Source organism: Streptomyces tibetensis (assembly GCF_040647715.1).
Classification (GTDB): Bacteria; Actinomycetota; Actinomycetes; order Streptomycetales; family Streptomycetaceae; genus Streptomyces; species Streptomyces tibetensis_A.
Window position 1 is genome coordinate 587,053 of the sequence record NZ_JBEZCR010000003.1, and the last position, 19,328, is coordinate 606,380.

The following is a 19,328-nucleotide window of genomic DNA, read 5'->3' on the forward strand; positions in this document are numbered from 1 at the left end:
CATGTGGCGCGAGCTGCTCCCCCTCGGGCGGCACCCCGACTCCGGCGGCTACCGACGGTTCGCCTGGACCGCGGTGGACGGTGAATGCCGGGCCTGGTTCGAGGACCAGGCCACGGCCCGCGGGCTGCGCTACGAGGTCGACCGGAACGGCAACCAGTGGGCCTGGCTCGGCGACCCCGCCGAGTCGGACGCGGTCGTCACGGGGTCGCACCTGGATTCCGTGCCGGACGGCGGCGCCTTCGACGGCCCGCTCGGTGTCGTGTCCGCCTTCGCCGCCCTGGACGAGCTGCGCCGCAGGGACGCCCGCTTCGACCGGCCCCTCGCCATCGTGAACTTCGGTGACGAGGAGGGCGCCCGGTTCGGACTCGCCTGCGTCGGGTCCCGGCTCACCGCCGGGCAGCTCACCCGCGAACAGGCGCACCGCCTCACCGACGGCGACGGCGTGACGCTGCCCCGGGCCATGGAGGCGGCCGGATACGACCCGGACACCATCGGGCCGGACCCCGAACGGCTCGCCCGCATCGGCGCTTTCGTGGAACTGCACGTCGAGCAGGGCCGGGCCCTGGACCTGTCCGGCGACCGGGTCGGCCTCGCCAGCGCGATCTGGCCGCACGGCCGGTGGCGGTTCGACTTCCGCGGCGAGGCCAACCACGCCGGCACCACCCGGCTCGCCGACCGCCGCGACCCCATGCTGTCCTACGCCGAGACCGTCCTCGCCGCCCGGCGCGAGGCCGAACTCGCCGGGGCCGTCGCCACCTTCGGCAAGATCGCCGTGGAACCGAACGGCGTCAACGCCATCCCCTCCGTGGTGCGCGGCTGGCTCGACTCCCGCGCCGAGGACCAGGTGAGCCTCGACACCGTGGTCGGCGGCATCGAGAAAGCGGCCCGGAGTTACGCGGACGCCCACGGCATCGACCTCGACATCGTCCGCGAGTCCTTCACCCCCGTCGTCGAGTTCGACCACGCCCTGCGCGACGAACTCGCCCGCATCCTCGGCACGGACACCGACCTCACGGTCCCCGTCCTCGGTACCGGCGCGGGACACGACGCCGGGATCCTGTCCGGGAGCATCCCGACCGCCATGCTGTTCGTGCGCAACCCCACCGGCGTCTCCCACTCCCCGGCCGAGTCCGCGAGCGAGGACGACTGCGTGGCCGGGGTCCTCGCACTCGCCGACGTACTGGAAGGACTGGCGTGCAGGTGACGACAGCAGCCCCGCGGACGTACTGGCTGGAGCACGCCTGGCTCGGCACACACGTCGAGCCGGGCGTCGCCCTCGACGTCAGGGACGGCCGCATCACCGCCGTCCGCAGCGGCACCCCCGCCCCGCCCCCCGGCGCCGAGGTCCTGCGCGGGCTCACCCTGCCCGGCCTGGCCAACGCCCACAGCCACGCCTTCCACCGTGCCCTGCGCGGCACCGTCCAGGTCGGCTCCGGCACCTTCTGGACCTGGCGCGAGGTCATGTACGCCACGGCCGACCGCCTCACCCCGGACAGCTACCACGCCCTCGCCCGCGCGGTGTACGCCGAGATGGCCCTGGCCGGCATCACGGCCGTCGGCGAGTTCCACTACGTCCACCACGCCCCCGGCGGCACCCCCTACGCCGACCCCAACGCCATGGGCGAGGCCCTCATCGCGGCCGCCGCCGAAGCCGGGATCCGCATCACCCTCCTCGACACCGCCTACCTCTCCTCCGGCTTCGGGCAGCCCCCCACCACCCACCAGCTCCGCTTCTCCGACGGGGACGCCGAGGCCTGGGCCGCACGCTGTTCACTTCTCAAGGAACGGGATCACGCACGGATCGGCGCGGCGATCCACTCCGTACGGGCCGTGCCGGCCGAGCAGTTGGAGACCGTCGCGCGGTGGGCCGGGGAGCGGCGGGCCCCGCTCCATGTGCACCTGTCCGAGCAGACCGCCGAGAACGAGGCGTGCCGGGAGATCCACGGCTGCACCCCGACCCAGCTCCTCGCCCTGCACGGCGTCCTCGGGCCGCGCACCACCGGCGTCCACAACACCCACCTCACCGCCGAGGACATCTCGCTCATCGGCGGCAGCGGCACCGGAACCTGCATGTGCCCGACCACCGAACGGGACCTCGCGGACGGCATCGGGCCGGCCGTAGCCCTGCAGAACGAGGGCTCACCGCTCTGTCTCGGCTCCGACAGCCACGCCGTCATCGACCTTCTCGAAGAGGCGCGGGCACTGGAGCTGAACGAGCGGCTGCGCTCCCGCACCCGGGGTCACTGGACGGCGGCGGCCCTGCTGCGGGCGGCCTCGCCCGACGGCCACGCGGCCCTCGGCTGGGACGAGGCGGGGGCACTGGAGACCGGCGCGCTCGCCGACTTCACCACCGTCGCGCTCGACTCGGTCAGGACGGCAGGGCCGCTTCCGCGGCTCGGGGCCGAGACGGCCGTATTCGCTGCGTCGGCAGCAGACGTGTCGCATACGGTCGTGGCAGGGCGGCACGTCGTACGGGACGGGGTCCACTGCCTCGTACCGGATGTGCCGCGGGCCCTCGCGGACGCCGTCGAAGCCCTGCGCGGATGACCTCGGGCCGCACACCCGCGCGGCCCGCCTCCGCCCCCGAACCCCACCCCACCGCCGAGCAGGCCACCAAGGACGCCATGAGCAACGCGACGACCGTCAGCCCCGCCCAGTCCGCGAGCACCGCAAGCACGCTCATCACCAACATCGCCAGCCTGGTCACCAACGACCCCTCCTCCGGTGACGGTTCCCCCCTGGGACTGGTCCAGGACGCGGCCGTCGTCATCGAGGGCGACCGCGTCGTGTGGACCGGTGATCAAAGCAAAGCACCCGCCACTGACAATCGGGTCGACGCCGAAGGCCGGGCGGTCGTCCCCGGCTTCGTGGACTCCCACTCCCACCTCGTCTTCGCGGGCGACCGGACACAGGAGTTCAACGCCCGCATGTCCGGGCGGCCCTACAGCGCGGGCGGTATCCGCACCACCGTCGCCGCCACCCGGGCGGCCGGCGACGCGGAACTCGAGGCCAACGTCACCCGTTACCTCGCCGAGGCCCTCCGCCAGGGCACCACCACGTTCGAGACCAAGTCCGGCTACGGCCTGACCGTCGAGGACGAGGCCCGCGCCCTGCGCGTCGCCGCCGCCCACACCGACGAGGTCACCTACCTCGGCGCCCACATCGTCGCCCCCGAGTTCGCGGAGGACCCGGCCGGCTATGTCGCCCTGGTCACCGGCGACATGCTGGACGCCTGCGCCCCGCACGCCCGCTGGATCGACGTCTTCTGCGAGAAGGGCGCCTTCGACGGCGACCAGGCCCGCGCGATCCTCACCGCGGGCAAGGCGAAGGGCCTGCACCCCCGCATCCACGCCAACCAGCTCTCCTACGGCCCCGGTGTGCAGCTCGCGGTCGAGCTCGACGCGGCCAGCGCCGACCACTGCACCCACCTCACCGACGCTGATGTGGACGCCCTGGCGGCCGGCCGTACGGTCGCCACCCTGCTGCCCGGCGCCGAGTTCTCCACGCGGGCCGAGTGGCCCGACGCGCGGCGGCTGCTGGACGCGGGTGTCACGGTCGCGCTGTCCACGGACTGCAACCCCGGCTCGTCCTTCACCTCGTCCGTCCCGTTCTGTATCGCGCTGGCCGTACGGGACATGGGGATGACCCCCGACGAGGCCGTGTGGTCCGCCACGGCGGGCGGGGCGGCGGCCCTCCGGCGTGACGACGTGGGCCGCCTCACGCCGGGCGCGTACGCGGACCTGACGCTCCTCGACGCCCCGAGCCACGTCCACCTCGCCTACCGCCCCGGCGTTCCGCTGGTCAGCGGGGTGTGGCGGCGCGGAGAGCGCGTGGTGTGATCACCGGCCCGCGGTGATCCGGCGTACCGCCGATCAGCAGGCTGCGGCGGCGCCGAGAGTGAGGTGTGATCACGGGACCCGCGATAATGCGATGCCGCGTCGGAGGACGACCGGCATCGGCGGAGGGCGGGGACCCGTGGGGTGGGAACGGTTGGCGAAGCACTGGTCGGTGCCAGTCGTGGTGAACGTGCTGCTCGGGATCCCGGGCGTGGTGCCGTTCTGGCTGCTCTGGTACCTCGCGGCGAACTGGCCGCTCGCCGACGCCGGCTGGACCGTGCGGGAACCCACCGAGAACGACGGCATGGCCCCCGCGCTCGTGATCGTCGTCCCCGTCGTCACGCTCTACGGCCTGATCTGGTGGCTCACGAACCGGCCGCTCCGGCGCCGGACGGCACTCGCTCCGCACACCTACTGGCTGCTGAGCCTGACGGCCCCGCTGCTGCCGACGGCCGCGCTGTTCCTCAACTCCTGAAGGGCAGCGCCGACCACGGACGGCACGCGCCCGGGGGCGGGCCGTGCGGCCCGCCCCCGAGGGACACGTACACCAGGCTCACCAGGGTCGAGGGTCACTCCTCGACGGTCAGCGCCTTGCGCAGCCGTACCAGCGTCCGCGACAGCAGACGCGAGACGTGCATCTGCGAGATGCCGAGCTCTTCGCCGATCTCCGACTGGGTCATGCCCGCGACGAACCGCAGGGACAGGATCTTCCGGTCGCGCGGCGGCAGTTCGGCTATCAGCGGCTTCAACGACTCGACGTACTCGATGCCTTCGAGTCCGTGGTCCTCGTAGCCGATGCGGTCCGCGAGCGCACCCTCGGAGTCGTCCTCCTCCGGCTGGGCGTCCAGCGAGGAGGCGGTGTAGGCGTTCGACGCGGCCATGCCCTCGACGACCTCGTCGTTGGAGAGGCCGAGACGCTCGGCGAGCTCGGTCACCGTCGGGGCGCGGTCCAGCTTCTGGGCCAGCTCGTCACCGGCCTTGGCCAGGTCGAGCCGCAGCTCCTGCAGCCGCCGCGGAACGCGCACGGACCACGAGGTGTCGCGGAAGAAGCGCTTGATCTCACCGACGATGGTCGGCATCGCGAAGGTGGGGAACTCCACACCGCGGGACAGCTCGAAGCGGTCGATCGCCTTGATCAGGCCGATGGTGCCGACCTGGATGATGTCCTCCATCGGCTCGCTGCGGGAGCGGAACCGGGAGGCGGCGAACTTCACCAGCGCGAGGTTCAGTTCGACGAGCGTGTTGCGGACGTACGAGTACTCGTGGGTCCCTTCCTCCAGCGTCTCGAGACGCTCGAAGAGGGTCTTGGACAGCGCCCGGGCGTCGACCGCGTCGACTTCCTCGTACCGGGGGATGTCCGGAAGTCCGGCGAGGAGGCCGTCCTGTGTGACGAGCGTCTCGGCCCGCTCGATGGGATCCAGATGGTCCGGAGGGGGTGTCGACGTCGCTTTGTGGGTACGCGATCCGTCGAGCCGGGGTGACATGATGTCCTCCATCGTTCTCGGCATATGGCTGCCGGAGCCGTTAGGTGCACTGCGGTGTGCGGCGCCTCCAAAGCCGGCCGTGTCGGGTACGTGTCCTTACTAGGCCTACCCGCTTTCGTGAGCCCACCGCAAGTGCGTTCTGTGGACATATGTCCGTTTGTGTGTAGTTGTTCGGGTGTCGGACCGTGCTGGGAAGGCGTAGTGTTCGAGGGCGTCAGCAACCAGCCTCGACGTCAGGAGAGAGAGACGGCATGGACCGCGGGACGGTCGGCAGCGCACAGTCTGGCCGGCTTCTGGTGGAGGTGCGGGAAGAGGGCTCTAGTGCCGTCGTGACCCCGGCGGGTGAGTTGGATCACCACACCGCCGATTTGTTGCGCGAGCCACTCGAGGACTGCCTCGCCAAGGGATTCAAGCGCCTGGTCATCGATTGCGCGCGCCTGGAGTTCTGCGACTCCACGGGGCTCAACGTGCTCCTCGGGGCGCGGCTGAAGGCGGAGGCCGCCGGTGGCGGCGTCTCGCTCGCCGGCATGCAGCCGGTGGTGGCGCGCGTGTTCGAGATCACGGGTGCGGACGCGGTCTTCAGTGTCCATGACTCGCTCGAGGCGGCCCTCGCCGACGAGTCGGGCTGACCGGCGGTGCGTCGGCGCGCGGTGCCTCGGCGATCCGTCTGTGACCGGTATCCCAGCCCTGTCACGTCTTTCGTGCGGAATACATGGGTGTTCAGCCGGTCCCCCAGGGCAGGAGACATCCTGAACCTGTCGGGCACCCGGGTGTCGGGGGCGCCGCGAATCCGACGTGCCGCGCACCGCGTGACCGGCCGGATCGTGACTGGCTGTGCAGTGAATTTTCTGAATCGTGAACTGGTGAATCGGTGAGGTGAAGCGCTGATGAGCACCACCCGGCCCTACCCGCCGGGCGACCGCGGGCCGGAGCCCGGCGGCGCTTCCGGGGCGTCCGAGGGTGGCGTGGCGGCGACCGGTGCGTCCGGTGAGGGCGCGGGAGCGCCGTCCGGGGCCGCGGCGCCGCCGGGGGGTCCGCAGGTGCGTCGGCTGAGCTTCGACGACGAGAGCGGCGTCGTTCCGCTGGCCCGCGACTTCACCCGCCAGGCGCTGTACGCGTGGGGCTGGCTGCCCGCCGCCTCCGCCGACCAGCGGGCCGCCGCCGAGGATGTGCTGCTGGTCGTCTCCGAGCTGGTGACCAACGCCTGCCTGCACGCCGAGGGGCCGGACCAGTTGCAGATCTCCTGCGACAACAAGGTGATCCGCGTCGAGGTCGCCGACCGGGGCACCGGCCAGCCCGCACCCCGCACCCCGCACCGCGCGGGTCGCCCGGGGGGCCACGGCATGTTCATCGTCCAGCGCCTGTGCCTCGACTGGGGTGTGGTGCGCAAGCCGGGGGTCTCCGGCAAGACGGTGTGGGCGGAACTGGGCGCACCTGCCTGATCCTGGGGATCTCTGTTCGGTTCGGGTGCACCGGCGTGATCACGGCCGGCCTGTTCGATCCTGGGGGTCTCTGCGCCTGGACAGGTGACCGCCCTCGGTGCGGGGCGCCGCCGAACCCCTCAGGCGTCGCTCAGCGCACGCCGGATCCCTGGCAGATCCGGCGTGCGCCGTGTCTTCCTTCCTCAAGGCCCCGGGCGTACCTTGACGGCCCTATCTGATACGCCGTCAGGAACAGGAAGGGGAGCGGCACCGTGTCGTACCGGAAACGAACCGCCGCGCTCGCGTCCGTCGCGGCCCTGGCCGGCTCGGCGGTGTGGATGGCCGCCCCCGTCGCCCGGGCCGAGGTCGTCGACGTGAACTACCAGTGCAAGACGCCGATCGGCGACAAGAGTGCCGTCTCTCCCATCGACATCAAGGGCGTCAAGAGCGGCAACGGCTACCGGATCACCATGTCCTGGCAGAAGGGCGTCTCCTCCAGCCCGGTCGAACTGGGCAAGGGCGCGATGACGCCGAGCGCCACCATCGCCCTGGGCGGTGCGGACAGCGGCACCCTCTCGGTGACCGGCCCCGCCAACGACGCCGCGATCCCGGCCAACACACCCATCAAGATCAGCGACCTGAGCGGCACGTACACGCCGAAGAAGAGCGGTGAGGTCACCTTCACGGCTGCTGTGCTCACCATCAAGGCGCTCGGTACGACGACCACGTGCACCCCGACGAACGATCCGGGCCCGTCCCTCACCCTCGACGTCGAGGCCGCGGGGGGTGGGGGCACCACCGGCTCCGCCCAGGGAGGCGGCGGTTCCGGCCCGGACACCGGCGCCGGGCTGCCGCAGACCGGGCCCGAGGACTCGGCGCTCGCCCTCGGCACCCTCGGCGGCACGGTCCTGCTCACCGGGGCGGCAGGTGCCCTGTGGCTGACCCGACGCCACCAGGGGGCACGGGCGGGCCGTTGACGGGAGGCCCCGGGCCGGAGCACCGCTCCGCATGCGCGCGGACCGCCACCGTGCGCCCCCTCCGGGCGGGCGCCCCGCCGAGCACAGGACCACACGCCGCCCGGTCCGGCTCCGTGCCGGGACCGTACGACCGCTGGAGCCGCCGATGCCGTCCGTCGTCCGTCTTCCGTATGTGTCAGTGCCGGTGCTGCTGGGGCTGCTGCTGGTCCTGGCGGGGGCCGGGTCCGTCGGGGCGGTGGACCGGCCCGTCGTCGAGCTGTCCAAGTCCCAGGCGGGTACGGGCGGTACGGTCACGGTCAGCGGCAGCGGCTGGCGGCCGCGTGCCCTGCTGACGTTGCTCGTGTGCGGGCAGGCCGAGCCGCGGCGGGGCGTGACCGGCGGCACCAACTCGTGCGCCAACGCCGACGGCCGGGCCGTCACCACCGGCGCCGACGGGCGCTTCCGCCGCGAACTGCCCGTCGTGGAGCCGCCCGTGCCTTGCCCCTGCGTGGTGCACGTGGCGACCGTGACGGGAGCCACGGCCGGCCCACCACGCGAGGCCGACGCGGCCCTCCGGGTCGCCGGGCACACGGTCGAGCCGCTGCCCGCGGAGGCAGCCGGCGGACGGCTGTCGCTGCTCGCGGACACCCGGCTGCACGGCTCCGGCGGCCTGCTCACCTGGTTCGGCTCCCCGCCCGCCCGGACCCTCGTGGTCACCGTCGGCAACGTCGGCACGTCCCCCGTGCAGAACCCGGTCTTCCAGGTCGGCACCGCGCACGGCGTGTACGCCCCCGAGTGGCAGGACCAGCGCTGGCGCGGCACGATCCGGCCCGGCGGCAAGGCCCGCATCGAGCTGCCCGTGGAACTCGGCGCCGGGGCGCACGGCGACTACACCGTGTCGCTGAAGTACGGGGGCAAGGTGCTCGCCGAACACCCCTGGGGCGTGGACCGCCCCTGGGGCGTGACCCTGTTCTGGGCCCTCGTCCTCCTGGTCGTACCGGCGGCGCTGGTGCGCGGCGTCCTGGCCGTGATCGACCACGCACGGCCCCGCCGCCCCGGCCACGCGGCCCGCCCGGCCCGCCGCCTGCCGCTGCCGGCCCCCCGCCGGCCCTCCGCAACGCCCTGGTTCGCCCCGGACGGCGACCCAGGGGGAGAGACGGGGACATGAGGAAGGGCCGTCACACCCCGGGTGTGACGGCCCTTCGCCCCGAGTCGGGCGGCGTGATCAGTGGACGTCGCCCATCAGGGACTTGACCTTCCTGCGGTACATGTAGACCGCAAGACCGGCGAGCACGGCGAGCACCGCCTCCACGGCGACCGCACCGGTGCCGCTCAGGTCCACGCCGCCGACAGCCGAGTTGGAGAGCAGACCCGTCACCGAGTCGCCCGCCGTGACCGCGAGGAACCAGACGCCCATCATCTGGCTGGCGTACTTCGCCGGGGCCATCTTCGTCGTCACGGACAGGCCGACCGGCGAGAGGCACAGCTCACCGACGGTCTGGATCAGGTAGATGCCCACCAGCCACATCGGGCTGACCGGCGTGTCACCGCCCGCCATGCCCAGCGGCAGCAGGAAGAAGAAGAACGAGACACCGATGAAGAACAGCGCCGCGGCGAACTTGCCGACGGTGCTCGGCTCCTTGCCCTTGCGGTTCAGCCACAGCCAGAACCAGGCGAAGACCGGGGCCAGCGCCATGATGAACACCGGGTTCAGCGACTGGTACCAGGAGGACGGGAAGCCGAAGCCGAGCAGCGAGCCGGACGTGTGCTTCTCACCGAACGCCTGGACCGTGGATCCGCCCTGGTCGTAGATCATCCAGAACGCGGCGGCCGCGATGAAGAACCAGATGTAGCCGGTCATCTTCGACTGCTCGACCGTGCTGAGCTCCTTGTCCCGCTTGATCCGGATCAGCACGCCGGCCGGGATGACCAGGCCGATGACCGTCAGCGGGATCATCGCCCAGTTCAGGGTGAAGTGCCCGGTGAAGGCCACGACGCCGTAGAAGACGGTCGCGACGATCAGCCACAGCAGACCCTTGCGCAGCCAGGACGCGCGCTCCTCGGCCGCCAGCGGCTTGGGCACGACGTTGCTCTGCGGGCTGAGGTTGCGGGTGCCGAGGAGGAAGGCGACGAGGCCGATGCCCATGCCGACCGCGGCCAGGCCGAAGCCGAGGTGCCAGCTGACCTGCTGGCCGACGGTGCCGATGATCAGCGGCGCGAAGAAGGCACCCATGTTGATGCCCATGTAGAAGATCGTGAAGCCGCCGTCACGGCGCGGGTCGTCCGGGCCGTCGTAGAGGTGGCCGACCATCGTGGAGATGTTGGCCTTCAGCAGGCCGGAGCCCAGGGCCACGAGTGCCAGACCGGCGAAGAAGGGCGCCTGACCGCCGGGCAGGGCCAGCACCAGGTGGCCGGCCATGATCGTGACGGCCGCGATCGCCACCGTCTTGCGCGGTCCCCAGACGCGGTCGCCGAGCCAGCCGCCGGGCATCGCGAGCAGGTACACCATCGACAGGTAGACCGAGTAGATCGCCGTCGTCGTGGCGAGGTCCATGCCCAGACCGCCGCCCATGCTGCCCTTCTTGGCGTCCGGACCGCCGGAGAGCAGGTAGACGACGAGCAGGGCCCGCATGCCGTAGAAGCTGAACCGCTCCCACATCTCGGTCATGAACAAAGTGGCCAGGCCGCGGGGGTGGCCGAAGAAGGTCTTCTCGGCACCGGGTGTGCCCGGTCGGGCCGAGTCCTTCGTCAGGCTGGACGCCATGGTCGTTCCTTGCTGCTCGGGACGCGCCCCGCAACAGCGGTGGTGCGCCCGGTGGGGATGTGCCGGCACCGGTGGGTACGGCCGTCCACCCGACGCCTTCGGGGGTCCGCTCCGGGTCACGGAACGGGGGCGGTCGCCACCGGGATCCACGCCTCTACGCGCGTCGCCGCGCCACGAGGCCCGGCCACAGGTCGTTTCATGTCGGGGGCCGGCGGGAACCGGCCCGCACACAAAAGAGACCCTCAGGGCAAAAGGCCTCTGAAGGTCGCCGTGGTGCTACAGGCGTTGAATCACCATACGGCAGGACACCACCCCATATGGAAGGACTTGAGACACGGATCACAGGTGTCGGGGGAACCGCACACCCGTTTCCAAGGTCTTAACCCTGATCTCACCTTATGGGCGGAGGTTCCTACCCGTACCTCAGGCACGTAAGAAGCGCGCATGCCGACGGTAAGAATCAAGCGTTCCGGTCACACCCCAGCTCAGGGCGGTGCAGGTCTACCATCACCTCATGACCCGTGTACTGCTCGCCGAGGACGATGCGTCCATCTCGGAGCCGCTGGCCCGTGCTCTGCGCCGGGAGGGCTACGAGGTCGAGGTCCGTGAGGACGGACCCACCGCTCTCGACGCCGGACTGCAGGGTGGCGTCGACCTGGTCGTGCTCGACCTCGGTCTGCCCGGCATGGACGGCCTGGAGGTGGCCCGTCGCCTGCGGGGCGAAGGCCACGCCATCCCGATCCTCATCCTGACCGCGCGCGCCGACGAGGTGGACACCGTCGTCGGGCTCGACGCGGGCGCCGACGACTACGTCACCAAGCCGTTCCGGCTCGCCGAGCTGCTCGCCCGGGTGCGGGCCCTGCTCCGGCGCGGCGTCTCCGAGCCGCAACAGCCGCCCGCGACGCACGGCGTGCGCATCGACGTCGAGTCGCACCGCGCCTGGATGGGCGAGGAGGAGCTCCAGCTCACGGCCAAGGAGTTCGACCTGCTGCGGGTGCTGGTGCGCGACGCGGGCCGGGTCGTCACCCGCGACCAGCTGATGCGGGAGGTCTGGGACACCACCTGGTGGTCGTCGACCAAGACCCTCGACATGCACATCTCCTGGCTGCGCAAGAAGCTCGGCGACGACGCGGCCAACCCCCGCTACATCGCCACCGTGCGCGGTGTGGGTTTCCGTTTCGAGAAGAGCTGAGCCGCGAGGCGGGCTCGGGTAACAGGACATGCGTCGCCGACTGATCCAGTCCACGCTCGCCGTGGTGCTCGTCGTGATCGCCGTCTTCGGCGTCTCCCTCGTCATCGTCGAGACCCGGACGATCAGCAACAGCGCCCAGGAGCGGGTGGACTCCGAGGCCGTCCGGCTGGCCAGCATCGTCGACAGCCGGCTCTTCGGGGCGCAGCAGGTCGACGCGGAGGTGCTGCGCCAGCAGGTCACGCAGGACCGCTACTACGCGGTGATCCGCATCCCCGGCGAGTCGCCCATCGAGGTCGGCGACAGGCCGGACGGTGACGTCATCACGGCGACCGCGCCCGGCGAGGAGGGCGAGACGGTCACCGTCCAGGAGCCGCGCTCCTCGGTGACCCGGGAGGTCGGCCGGACGCTGCTGATCATCGCGCTGGTCGCGTTGCTGGCGGTGGTGGCCGCGGTGCTGCTGGCCGTCCGCCAGGCGAACCGGCTGGCCTCCCCGCTGACCGACCTCGCGGAGACGGCCGAGCGGCTCGGCTCGGGCGATCCGCGGCCCCGGCACAAGCGCTACGGGGTGCCCGAGCTGGACCGGGTGGCGGACGTGCTGGACGGCTCCGCCGAGCGCATCGCCCGCATGCTGACCGCCGAACGCCGGCTGGCCGCGGACGCCTCCCACCAGCTGCGCACGCCGCTCACGGCGCTGTCGATGCGGCTGGAGGAGATCACCCTCACCGACGACCCGGACACGGTGAAGGAGGAGGCGACGATCGCGCTGACGCAGGTCGAGCGGCTCACGGACGTCGTGGAGCGGCTGCTGACGAACTCCCGCGATCCGCGCACCGGCTCCGCCGTCTCCTTCGACCTCGACGAGGTCATCCAGCAGCAGCTCGCGGAGTGGCGGCCGGCGTACCGCAGCGCGGGCCGGGCGATCGTCAGCTCCGGCAAACGGCACCTGCGCGCGGTGGGCACGCCCGGCGCGGTCGCGCAGGTCCTGGCCGCGCTGATCGAGAACTCCCTGATGCACGGCGGCGGCACGGTGGCCCTGCGCACCCGCGTCACCGGCAACCAGGCGGTCATCGAGGTCACCGACGAGGGCCCCGGCATCCCCGCCGACCTCGGCGCCCGCATCTTCGAACGGGCGATCAGCGGCCGCAACTCCACCGGCATCGGCCTGGCCGTCGCCCGCGACCTCGCGGAGGCCGACGGCGGCCGCCTGGAGATGCTCCAGACCAAACCCCCGGTCTTCGGCCTGTTCCTGTCCCGCACACCCCTGCCCAAGCCCGCGGACGACGACGAGGAGCCGATGGTCCGCTAGGTCGTGCCCGCACCGTCCCGTCGCCCGCCCGGAGGCGGGCGAAGCTCTCCGGACAGCACACAACCGATGGCCGCGCCGCCGGGCTCAGGGAGACGCTAGAGCACCTGCTGCTTGGTCTTCGGGTGGTCGGTGGGCTCGGTCCGCGAGGCCGGGGACGGCTCCCGGGCGGGCAGCGCGCGGAAGACCCAGGAACGGTAGGACCAGAAGCGGAACAGGGTCGCGATGCCGATGCCCAGGAACTTGAAGACGTTGTTCTGCAGCGGAGTGTTCCAGCCGAACCCGTACGTGGCCGCGTACAGGACGCCGTTCTCGATGACCAGGCCGATCGCGCTGAACAGCAGGAACAGGGTCATCTCACGCGTGCGGCGGCTCTTGTCGCGGTCGCGGTACGTGAAGTAGCGGAAGCCGACGTAGTTGAAGACGATCGCCACGACGGTCGCGATCACGCTCGCGCGGACCACCTGGAGGTCGGTGGTGTGCCGCACCAGGTTGAAGACGAGGAGGTTGACCAGCACCCCTGCGCCGCCCACCGCGCCGAACTTGGCGACTTCGCGGACGACCCGTCGGAGCCGGGAGGCACCGTGTCCCATGGTCGTACAGGCCCCCGTCCGTCGTCGGCATCAACCCAGCCATGCTAACCACCCTCCCGCGCGATCTTCCTGCGGATGCCGGTGGGCGGCCGGAGATGGTCCGGGCGGGGGCGGGGAGGGGCAGGAAACCGGCCACCCTGGCGCGGCCGATACCCTGGGGGCGTGACGTTCCCGGTAGTCGGCATGGTCGGCGGTGGCCAGCTCGCTCGTATGACACACGAGGCGGGCATCCCGCTGGGCATCAGGTTCAAGCTTCTCAGTGACACCCCGCAGGACTCCGCTGCGCAGGTCGTGAGCGATGTCGTCATCGGCGACTATCGCGACCTCGACACGCTGCGCGAGTTCGCCCGGGGATGCGATGTGATCACCTTCGATCACGAACACGTACCCACGGAGCACCTCAGGGCCCTGGAGGCGGACGGCATCCCCGTCCGGCCCGGCCCGGACGCGCTCGTGCACGCCCAGGACAAGGGGGTGATGCGCGCGAAGCTCGACGCGATCGGCGTTCCCTGCCCCCGGCACCGGATCGTGAGCGACCCGCAGGACGTGGCCGCCTTCGCAGCCGAGGGCGAGGGGTTCCCCGTCGTCCTCAAGACCGTCCGCGGTGGCTACGACGGCAAGGGCGTGTGGGTCGTCGACTCCGTCGAGGAGGCCGCCGACCCGTTCAGGGCCGGTGTCCCCGTGCTCGCCGAGGAGAAGGTCGACTTCCTGCGCGAGCTCGCCGCCAACGTGGTCCGCTCCCCGCACGGTCAGGCCGTCGCCTACCCGGTCGTCGAGTCCCGCCAGGTGGGCGGGGTCTGCGACACGGTCATCGCCCCGGCGCCCGGCCTCGACGATGCCCTCGCCCTGGAGGCCTCCGAGATGGCGCTGAACATCGCCAAGGAGCTCGGCGTCGTCGGGCACCTCGCGGTCGAGCTGTTCCAGACCCGCGACGGGCGGATCCTCGTCAACGAGCTCGCGATGCGCCCGCACAACTCCGGCCACTGGTCGATGGACGGCGCCGTCACCAGCCAGTTCGCCAACCACGTACGGGCCGTGCTGGACCTCCCGCTCGGCGACCCGCGCCCGCGCGCCCCCTGGACGGTCATGGTCAACGTCCTCGGCGGGGACTTCCCGGACATGTACTCCGCGTACCTGCACTGCATGGCCCGCGACCCCCAGCTCAAGATCCACATGTACGGCAAGGACGTGAAGCCCGGCCGCAAGGTCGGCCACGTCAACACCTACGGCGACGACCTGGACGACGTGCTGGAGCGCGCCCGTCACGCAGCCGGCTACCTGAGAGGCACCATCACCGAATGAGCCCTGTTGTTGGCATCGTCATGGGGTCGGACTCCGACTGGCCCGTCATGGAGGCCGCCGCCAAGGCCCTCGACGAGTTCGAGATCGCCTACGAGGTCGACGTCGTCTCCGCGCACCGCATGCCGCGCGAGATGGTCGCCTACGGCGAGCAGGCCGACGCCCGCGGGCTCAAGGTGATCATCGCCGGGGCGGGCGGCGCCGCCCACCTGCCCGGCATGCTCGCCTCCGTGACCCCGCTGCCGGTCATCGGCGTGCCCGTGCCGCTGAAGTACCTCGACGGCATGGACAGCCTCCTGTCCATCGTGCAGATGCCGGCCGGCGTCCCCGTCGCCACGGTCTCCGTCGCCGGTGCCCGCAACGCCGGTCTGCTGGCGGCCCGCATCCTCGCCGCGCACGACGAGGAACTGCGCGGCCGGATGCGCGACTTCCAGCAGGAGCTGAACGACCAGGCCACCGAGAAGGGCAAGCGCCTGCGCTCCAAGGTCGAGGGCTCGGGCGGATTCGGCTTCGGCACGGGGAAGTGACGGCGGTGACGTCCCAGGAGGCGGCCCGGGAACTCCTGCGCGAGTTCCCGGTCGTCGACGGCCACAACGACCTGCCCTGGGCACTGCGCGCACAGGTCCGCTACGACCTCGACGCCCGCGACATCGCCGCCGACCAGAGCGCCCACCTGCACACCGACATCCCCCGGCTGCGCGCGGGCGGGGTCGGCGCGCAGTACTGGTCGGTGTACGTCCGCACGGACTCGCCCGACCCGGTCGCGGCCACCCTCGAGCAGATCGACTGCGTACGGCAGCTGCTGACCCGCCACCCCGGGGACCTGCGCCCCGCGCTCACCGCCGCCGACATGGAGGCCGCGCGCGGGGAGGGCCGCATCGCCTCCCTCATGGGTGCGGAGGGCGGGCACTCCATCGCCAACTCCCTGGGCACCCTGCGCGGTCTGTACGGCCTCGGCGTGCGGTACATGACCCTCACCCACAACGACAACGTCGACTGGGCGGACTCCGCGACCGACGAGCCGAGGGCCGGTGGCCTGACCGCGTTCGGCCGCGAGGTCGTCCGGGAGATGAACCGGCTCGGCATGCTCGTCGACCTGTCCCACGTGGCGGCGACGACCATGCGGGACGCGCTCGACGCGAGCTCCGCCCCGGTGATCTTCTCCCACTCCTCCGCCCGGGCCGTGTGCGACCACCCGCGCAACATCCCCGACGACGTCCTGGAGCGGCTGCCCGCCAACGGCGGCATGGCGATGGTGACGTTCGTGCCGAAGTTCGTGCTCCAGGCGGCCGTGGACTGGACGGCCGCGGCCGACGAGAACATGCGCGCCCACGGCTTCCACCACCTCGACACCACCGCGGAGGCCATGAAGGTCCACCGCGCCTTCGAGGAGCGGCACCCGCGCCCGGTCGCGACGGTGTCGACGGTCGCCGACCACCTGGACCACATGCGCGAGGCGGCCGGCATCGACCATCTCGGCATCGGCGGCGACTACGACGGCACGGCCTTCACCCCCGACGGCCTCGCCGACGTCTCCGGCTACCCGAACCTCCTCGCGGAACTGCTCGACCGCGGCTGGTCCAAGGCCGATCTGGCCAAGCTGACCTGGAAGAACGCGGTCCGGGTGCTGGACGCGGCGGAGAACGTGGCCCGGGGTCTTCAGACCACCCGGCCGCCGTCCAACGCCACGATCGAGTCGCTGGACGAACCCGCCGGCTGAGCGTCGAGGGCGGGGTAGTCGGTATAGCCGGTCGCCCCGCCCACGTACATGAAGGAGCCCTCGCGCATCGCGTTCAGCGGTGCCCCGGTCCGCAGCCGCGTCACCAGGTCGGGGTTGGCGAGGAAGGGCCGGCCCAGCGCGATCAGGTCGGCCCCGGCTGCCAGCAGCGCCCCGGAGGCCCGGTGCACCTCCTGCGTGGAGACCTCCCTCAACACCGGATTGCCGATGAGCACACCCGGCCAGGCGGCGCGTACGTTCCGGAACACCGATGTGTCCGGGTCGGCGTGCACCAGGTGCAGATAGGCCAGGCCCAGACCGGCGAGCCGCTCGGCGAGCGCCGGGTAGAGCTCCTCCGTCTCGCCCTCCGCGATGCCGTTGACGGTGTTGCCGGGGGAGACCCGCAGCCCCGTCCGCTCCGCACCGATCTCGGCGGCCACGGCCTCGGTCACCTCGGCGGTGAACCGGATCCGGGCGGTGACCGGGCCACCGTAGCCGTCGGTGCGGAGGTTGGTGTTGCGGGCCAGGAACTGGTGCAGCAGATGGCCGTTGGCCGAGTGCACCTCCACCCCCTCGAATCCGGCGTCGATCGCGTTGCGGGCGGCCTTCGCGAAGTCGGCGACCGTGGTGCGGATGTCCTCGTCGGTCATCTCCCGGGGGACGACGGACGCCACGCGCCCCTGGGGCGTGTGGATCGTCTCGGGCAGCGGGACGGGTGAGGGCGCCAGCGGCGTGAGTCCGCTGGTCGCGGGGTGGCCGACCCGGCCGCCGTGCTGGAGCTGCAGGAACATCCGCCCGCCCGCCTCCCGCACGGCGTCCGTGACCCGCCGCCAGCCGGCCACGTGCGCCGGACTGTGGACGGCGGTGATGTTCGGGTACGTCTGCCCGGCCGCGTTCGGCGTCGAGGCCTCGGCGATGATCAGCCCGGCCGAGGCCCGCTGGGCGTAGTACGTGGCCATGAGCGCGGTCGGGGTGCCGTCGGCCTCGGCCCGGTTCCTGGTCAGCGGAGCCATCACCAGACGGCTGGGCAGGTCCAGCGCGGGCAGACGGGCCGGTTCGAAAAGTGCTGTCGAATACGTCATGCCGGTACGCTAGAACCTGACACTGATGTCAGATTCAAGCCCGGGAGCGGCACATGCGGATCGGTGAACTGGCCCGGCGCACCGGCGTGAGCGAGCGGTCGCTGCGCTACTACGAGAAGCAGGGCATGCTGTTCGCCGAGCGCACCCCCGGCGGGCACCGGGAGTACCCGGAGGCGGCCGTGGACCGGGTGATCCGGATCCAGGAGCTGTTCGCGGCGGGGCTGGGCAGCGAGAAGATCGTTCAACTGCTGCCCTGCATGCGGGACACCGACGGCGGCCCCTCCGCCGTCGCCACCCCGAAGCTCGTGGGCGACCTCACCGCCGAGCGGGCCCGCATCGACCGGATGATCGCCGACCTCGTGCGCTCGCGGGACACCCTGGACGAGGTGATCGAGGCCGCCCGGCTGTCCTGAGGGCACCCGCGCGCGAAGCCGGCGCCGTACTCCGAACGCCCCGCCCACCAGGAACCACGTCCCGCTCCGTGCGACGGTGACCGTACCTCACGAACGACCGTACGGAGCCGCCATGGCAGACCTCCAGGACGACCTGCGCACCGGCACCGCGGCCACCGGCGAGTCCGACGAGCTGGCCGAGCCGTACCCCGACGGGGGCCTCGTCACGTCGGAGCCCTACGAGCCCGTCTCCGACCCGGACGACGCGCCCATGACCCGGGCCCGCGCCATCCTCGCCGCCCACCCCGTGGCCGACGGCTACAACGGACTGCCCTGGGCGCTCAAGCGCCTGTCCTGGTACGACCTCCAGGACGGCGAGAGCACCGTCGACACGGACGTGCCCCGGCTGCGCAGCGGCCATGTGGGCGCCCTGTTCTGGTCGTTGCACCTGCCCGAGGGCCTCGACGGCGACCGGGCCGTCGGCGCCACCCTGGAGCAACTGGACCTGGCCAAGACCGTCGTGCGGACCTGCGAGGAGGGCCTGCGGCCGGCCTGCACGGCCGGGCAGGTCGCGGACGCCCGCAACTGCGGCCGCGTCGCCGTGCTGCTCGGCCCCGCCGGTGCCGCTGCCCTGGGCGACTCGCTCGGCATCCTGCGCCAGTTGCACCTGCTCGGCCTGCGCGTCCTCACCCTGACCGGGGTGTCCTGGGCGAGTGAAGCGGGGCTGACCAGGTTCGGTGAGGAGGTCGTGCGCGAGATGAACCGCCTCGGCGTGATCGCGGACCTCTCGGGCGCCTCCGCGCAGACCCTGCGCCGGGCCCTGAGCCTGTCCCGGGCCCCCGTGCTGTGCAGCCGCTCGGCGGCCCGGAGCCTGCGCCCCCACCCCGCCAACCTCCCCGACGACCTGCTGGCGGAGCTGGGCGCGGCCAAGGGGTTGTGCCTGGTGCCGCTGACCGCCGAGCAGGCGGGCCCCACCGTCCGCGACGTCGCCGACCACCTCGATCACATCCGGGACGTGGCCGGAGCACACTGCGTCGGCCTGTCCGGCACCTACGACTCGGGGGCGGCCCACCCGCAGGAGCTCGCCGACACCTCCTGCTATCCGCGGCTGGTCGCCGAGCTGCTGCGACGCGGCTGGGAGGAGGCCGATGTGGCCCAGCTGACCTGGGGCAACGTCCAGCGCGTCCTGCGCGGCGCGGATTTCACGGCCCGCGCCGCCCAGCAACGCCGGGAGCCGTCGACGGCGACGATCTCGGAGCTGGACGGGTGACCGTCCCGCCCGCACGGCC

The 19,328-nt window shown here is 72.0% G+C and carries 19 protein-coding genes; 15 read left to right on the plus strand and 4 right to left on the minus strand.

What is annotated here, in order from left to right; translation table 11 throughout:
* Window position 1: 1 nt before the first annotated feature.
* The 4 genes from AB0B29_RS11370 (at window position 2) to AB0B29_RS11385 (ending at window position 4,311) form a co-directional block, all read left to right on the plus strand.
* Window positions 2-1,204, plus strand: a complete 1,203-nt coding sequence (locus AB0B29_RS11370; RefSeq protein ID WP_362237274.1) for an allantoate amidohydrolase — start codon at window positions 2-4, stop codon at window positions 1,202-1,204.
* A complete protein-coding gene (locus AB0B29_RS11375) occupies window positions 1,195-2,547 on the plus strand; it encodes a formimidoylglutamate deiminase (RefSeq protein ID WP_362237058.1) in 1,353 nt (450 codons plus the stop codon). The genes AB0B29_RS11370 and AB0B29_RS11375 overlap by 10 nt, the downstream gene beginning before the upstream one ends.
* On the plus strand, window positions 2,544-3,839 hold the full coding sequence (gene hutI, locus AB0B29_RS11380; protein WP_362237060.1) for an imidazolonepropionase: 1,296 nt from the start codon (window positions 2,544-2,546) through the stop codon (window positions 3,837-3,839). The genes AB0B29_RS11375 and hutI overlap by 4 nt, the downstream gene beginning before the upstream one ends.
* 151 nt (window positions 3,840-3,990) lie before the next feature.
* Window positions 3,991-4,311 (plus strand): hypothetical protein, encoded by a 321-nt coding sequence (locus AB0B29_RS11385; protein ID WP_362237063.1) that lies wholly within the window; start codon window positions 3,991-3,993, stop codon window positions 4,309-4,311.
* 94 nt (window positions 4,312-4,405) lie between these two features.
* Here AB0B29_RS11385 and AB0B29_RS11390 read toward each other — a convergent pair whose 3' ends face one another.
* Window positions 4,406-5,320, minus strand: a complete 915-nt coding sequence (locus AB0B29_RS11390) for an RNA polymerase sigma factor SigF (protein ID WP_436845827.1) — start codon at window positions 5,318-5,320, stop codon at window positions 4,406-4,408.
* Window positions 5,321-5,571: 251 nt separating this feature from the next.
* On the opposite strand from AB0B29_RS11390, the gene AB0B29_RS11395 reads away from it, so the two are divergent.
* The 4 genes from AB0B29_RS11395 (at window position 5,572) to AB0B29_RS11410 (ending at window position 8,865) form a co-directional block, all read left to right on the plus strand.
* Window positions 5,572-5,949, plus strand: coding sequence for an STAS domain-containing protein (locus AB0B29_RS11395; protein WP_031102780.1), 378 nt, complete (start codon window positions 5,572-5,574; stop codon window positions 5,947-5,949).
* Window positions 5,950-6,207: 258 nt separating this feature from the next.
* Window positions 6,208-6,762, plus strand: a complete 555-nt coding sequence (locus tag AB0B29_RS11400) for an ATP-binding protein (RefSeq protein ID WP_362237068.1) — start codon at window positions 6,208-6,210, stop codon at window positions 6,760-6,762.
* Between the two features lie 251 nt (window positions 6,763-7,013).
* The gene (locus tag AB0B29_RS11405) at window positions 7,014-7,718 is read left to right on the plus strand and encodes an LPXTG cell wall anchor domain-containing protein (RefSeq protein WP_362237070.1); all 705 of its coding nucleotides are present in this window, start codon (window positions 7,014-7,016) and stop codon (window positions 7,716-7,718) included.
* Window positions 7,719-7,863: 145 nt separating this feature from the next.
* Entirely contained in the window at window positions 7,864-8,865 is a 1,002-nt protein-coding gene (locus tag AB0B29_RS11410) for a hypothetical protein (protein ID WP_362237073.1), read from the plus strand.
* 57 nt (window positions 8,866-8,922) lie between these two features.
* Here the strand turns inward: AB0B29_RS11410 and AB0B29_RS11415 are convergent, their stop codons facing one another.
* On the minus strand, window positions 8,923-10,461 hold the full coding sequence (locus AB0B29_RS11415; protein ID WP_362237076.1) for a peptide MFS transporter: 1,539 nt from the start codon (window positions 10,459-10,461) through the stop codon (window positions 8,923-8,925).
* Between the two features lie 514 nt (window positions 10,462-10,975).
* Here AB0B29_RS11415 and AB0B29_RS11420 point away from each other — a divergent pair.
* Complete coding sequence (locus AB0B29_RS11420) at window positions 10,976-11,653, plus strand: response regulator transcription factor (protein ID WP_053675697.1); 678 nt, start codon at window positions 10,976-10,978, stop codon at window positions 11,651-11,653.
* Window positions 11,654-11,681: 28 nt separating this feature from the next.
* Complete coding sequence (locus AB0B29_RS11425) at window positions 11,682-12,959, plus strand: ATP-binding protein (protein ID WP_362237079.1); 1,278 nt, start codon at window positions 11,682-11,684, stop codon at window positions 12,957-12,959.
* A 95-nt stretch (window positions 12,960-13,054) separates the two neighbouring features.
* Here AB0B29_RS11425 and AB0B29_RS11430 read toward each other — a convergent pair whose 3' ends face one another.
* Entirely contained in the window at window positions 13,055-13,549 is a 495-nt protein-coding gene (locus tag AB0B29_RS11430; protein WP_362237081.1) for a GtrA family protein, read from the minus strand.
* Window positions 13,550-13,711: 162 nt separating this feature from the next.
* On the opposite strand from AB0B29_RS11430, the gene AB0B29_RS11435 reads away from it, so the two are divergent.
* From AB0B29_RS11435 to AB0B29_RS11445, 3 genes are read left to right on the plus strand one after another with little or no spacing between them, the layout of a single operon-like run.
* Window positions 13,712-14,851: a 5-(carboxyamino)imidazole ribonucleotide synthase gene (locus AB0B29_RS11435; protein ID WP_362237084.1), complete on the plus strand. Its 1,140-nt coding sequence runs from the start codon at window positions 13,712-13,714 to the stop codon at window positions 14,849-14,851.
* Complete coding sequence (gene purE / locus AB0B29_RS11440; protein ID WP_362237087.1) at window positions 14,848-15,375, plus strand: 5-(carboxyamino)imidazole ribonucleotide mutase; 528 nt, start codon at window positions 14,848-14,850, stop codon at window positions 15,373-15,375. Before AB0B29_RS11435 ends, purE begins: the two co-directional genes overlap by 4 nt.
* A 5-nt stretch (window positions 15,376-15,380) precedes the next feature.
* Window positions 15,381-16,568, plus strand: coding sequence for a dipeptidase (locus tag AB0B29_RS11445; RefSeq protein WP_362237090.1), 1,188 nt, complete (start codon window positions 15,381-15,383; stop codon window positions 16,566-16,568).
* Here AB0B29_RS11445 and AB0B29_RS11450 read toward each other — a convergent pair.
* Window positions 16,508-17,647 (minus strand): alkene reductase, encoded by a 1,140-nt coding sequence (locus AB0B29_RS11450; protein ID WP_362237093.1) that lies wholly within the window; start codon window positions 17,645-17,647, stop codon window positions 16,508-16,510. The genes AB0B29_RS11445 and AB0B29_RS11450 overlap by 61 nt on opposite strands.
* Window positions 17,648-17,700: 53 nt before the next feature.
* Between AB0B29_RS11450 and AB0B29_RS11455 the strand changes: the two genes are divergently transcribed.
* Window positions 17,701-18,060, plus strand: a complete 360-nt coding sequence (locus AB0B29_RS11455; protein ID WP_361874733.1) for a MerR family transcriptional regulator — start codon at window positions 17,701-17,703, stop codon at window positions 18,058-18,060.
* A gap of 112 nt (window positions 18,061-18,172) precedes the next feature.
* Window positions 18,173-19,309, plus strand: coding sequence for a dipeptidase (locus AB0B29_RS11460; protein WP_362237095.1), 1,137 nt, complete (start codon window positions 18,173-18,175; stop codon window positions 19,307-19,309).
* The last annotated feature ends 19 nt before the right edge of the window (window positions 19,310-19,328 follow it).

Excerpts from the sequence above, each read along its gene's own strand:
- AB0B29_RS11460 (WP_362237095.1), top strand. The coding sequence starts at position 18,173 with ATGGCAGACCTCCAGGACGACCTGCGCACCGGCACCGCGGCCACCGGC.
- AB0B29_RS11425 (WP_362237079.1), top strand. The coding sequence starts at position 11,682 with ATGCGTCGCCGACTGATCCAGTCCACGCTCGCCGTGGTGCTCGTCGTG.
- AB0B29_RS11400 (WP_362237068.1), top strand. The coding sequence starts at position 6,208 with ATGAGCACCACCCGGCCCTACCCGCCGGGCGACCGCGGGCCGGAGCCC.
- purE (WP_362237087.1), top strand. The coding sequence starts at position 14,848 with ATGAGCCCTGTTGTTGGCATCGTCATGGGGTCGGACTCCGACTGGCCC.
- AB0B29_RS11410 (WP_362237073.1), top strand. The coding sequence starts at position 7,864 with ATGCCGTCCGTCGTCCGTCTTCCGTATGTGTCAGTGCCGGTGCTGCTG.
- AB0B29_RS11370 (WP_362237274.1), top strand. The coding sequence starts at position 2 with ATGTGGCGCGAGCTGCTCCCCCTCGGGCGGCACCCCGACTCCGGCGGC.
- AB0B29_RS11430 (WP_362237081.1), bottom strand. The coding sequence starts at position 13,549 with ATGGGACACGGTGCCTCCCGGCTCCGACGGGTCGTCCGCGAAGTCGCC.
- hutI (WP_362237060.1), top strand. The coding sequence starts at position 2,544 with ATGACCTCGGGCCGCACACCCGCGCGGCCCGCCTCCGCCCCCGAACCC.
- AB0B29_RS11420 (WP_053675697.1), top strand. The coding sequence starts at position 10,976 with ATGACCCGTGTACTGCTCGCCGAGGACGATGCGTCCATCTCGGAGCCG.
- AB0B29_RS11395 (WP_031102780.1), top strand. The coding sequence starts at position 5,572 with ATGGACCGCGGGACGGTCGGCAGCGCACAGTCTGGCCGGCTTCTGGTG.
- AB0B29_RS11390 (WP_436845827.1), bottom strand. The coding sequence starts at position 5,320 with ATGTCACCCCGGCTCGACGGATCGCGTACCCACAAAGCGACGTCGACA.
- AB0B29_RS11415 (WP_362237076.1), bottom strand. The coding sequence starts at position 10,461 with ATGGCGTCCAGCCTGACGAAGGACTCGGCCCGACCGGGCACACCCGGT.
- AB0B29_RS11455 (WP_361874733.1), top strand. The coding sequence starts at position 17,701 with ATGCGGATCGGTGAACTGGCCCGGCGCACCGGCGTGAGCGAGCGGTCG.
- AB0B29_RS11450 (WP_362237093.1), bottom strand. The coding sequence starts at position 17,647 with ATGACGTATTCGACAGCACTTTTCGAACCGGCCCGTCTGCCCGCGCTG.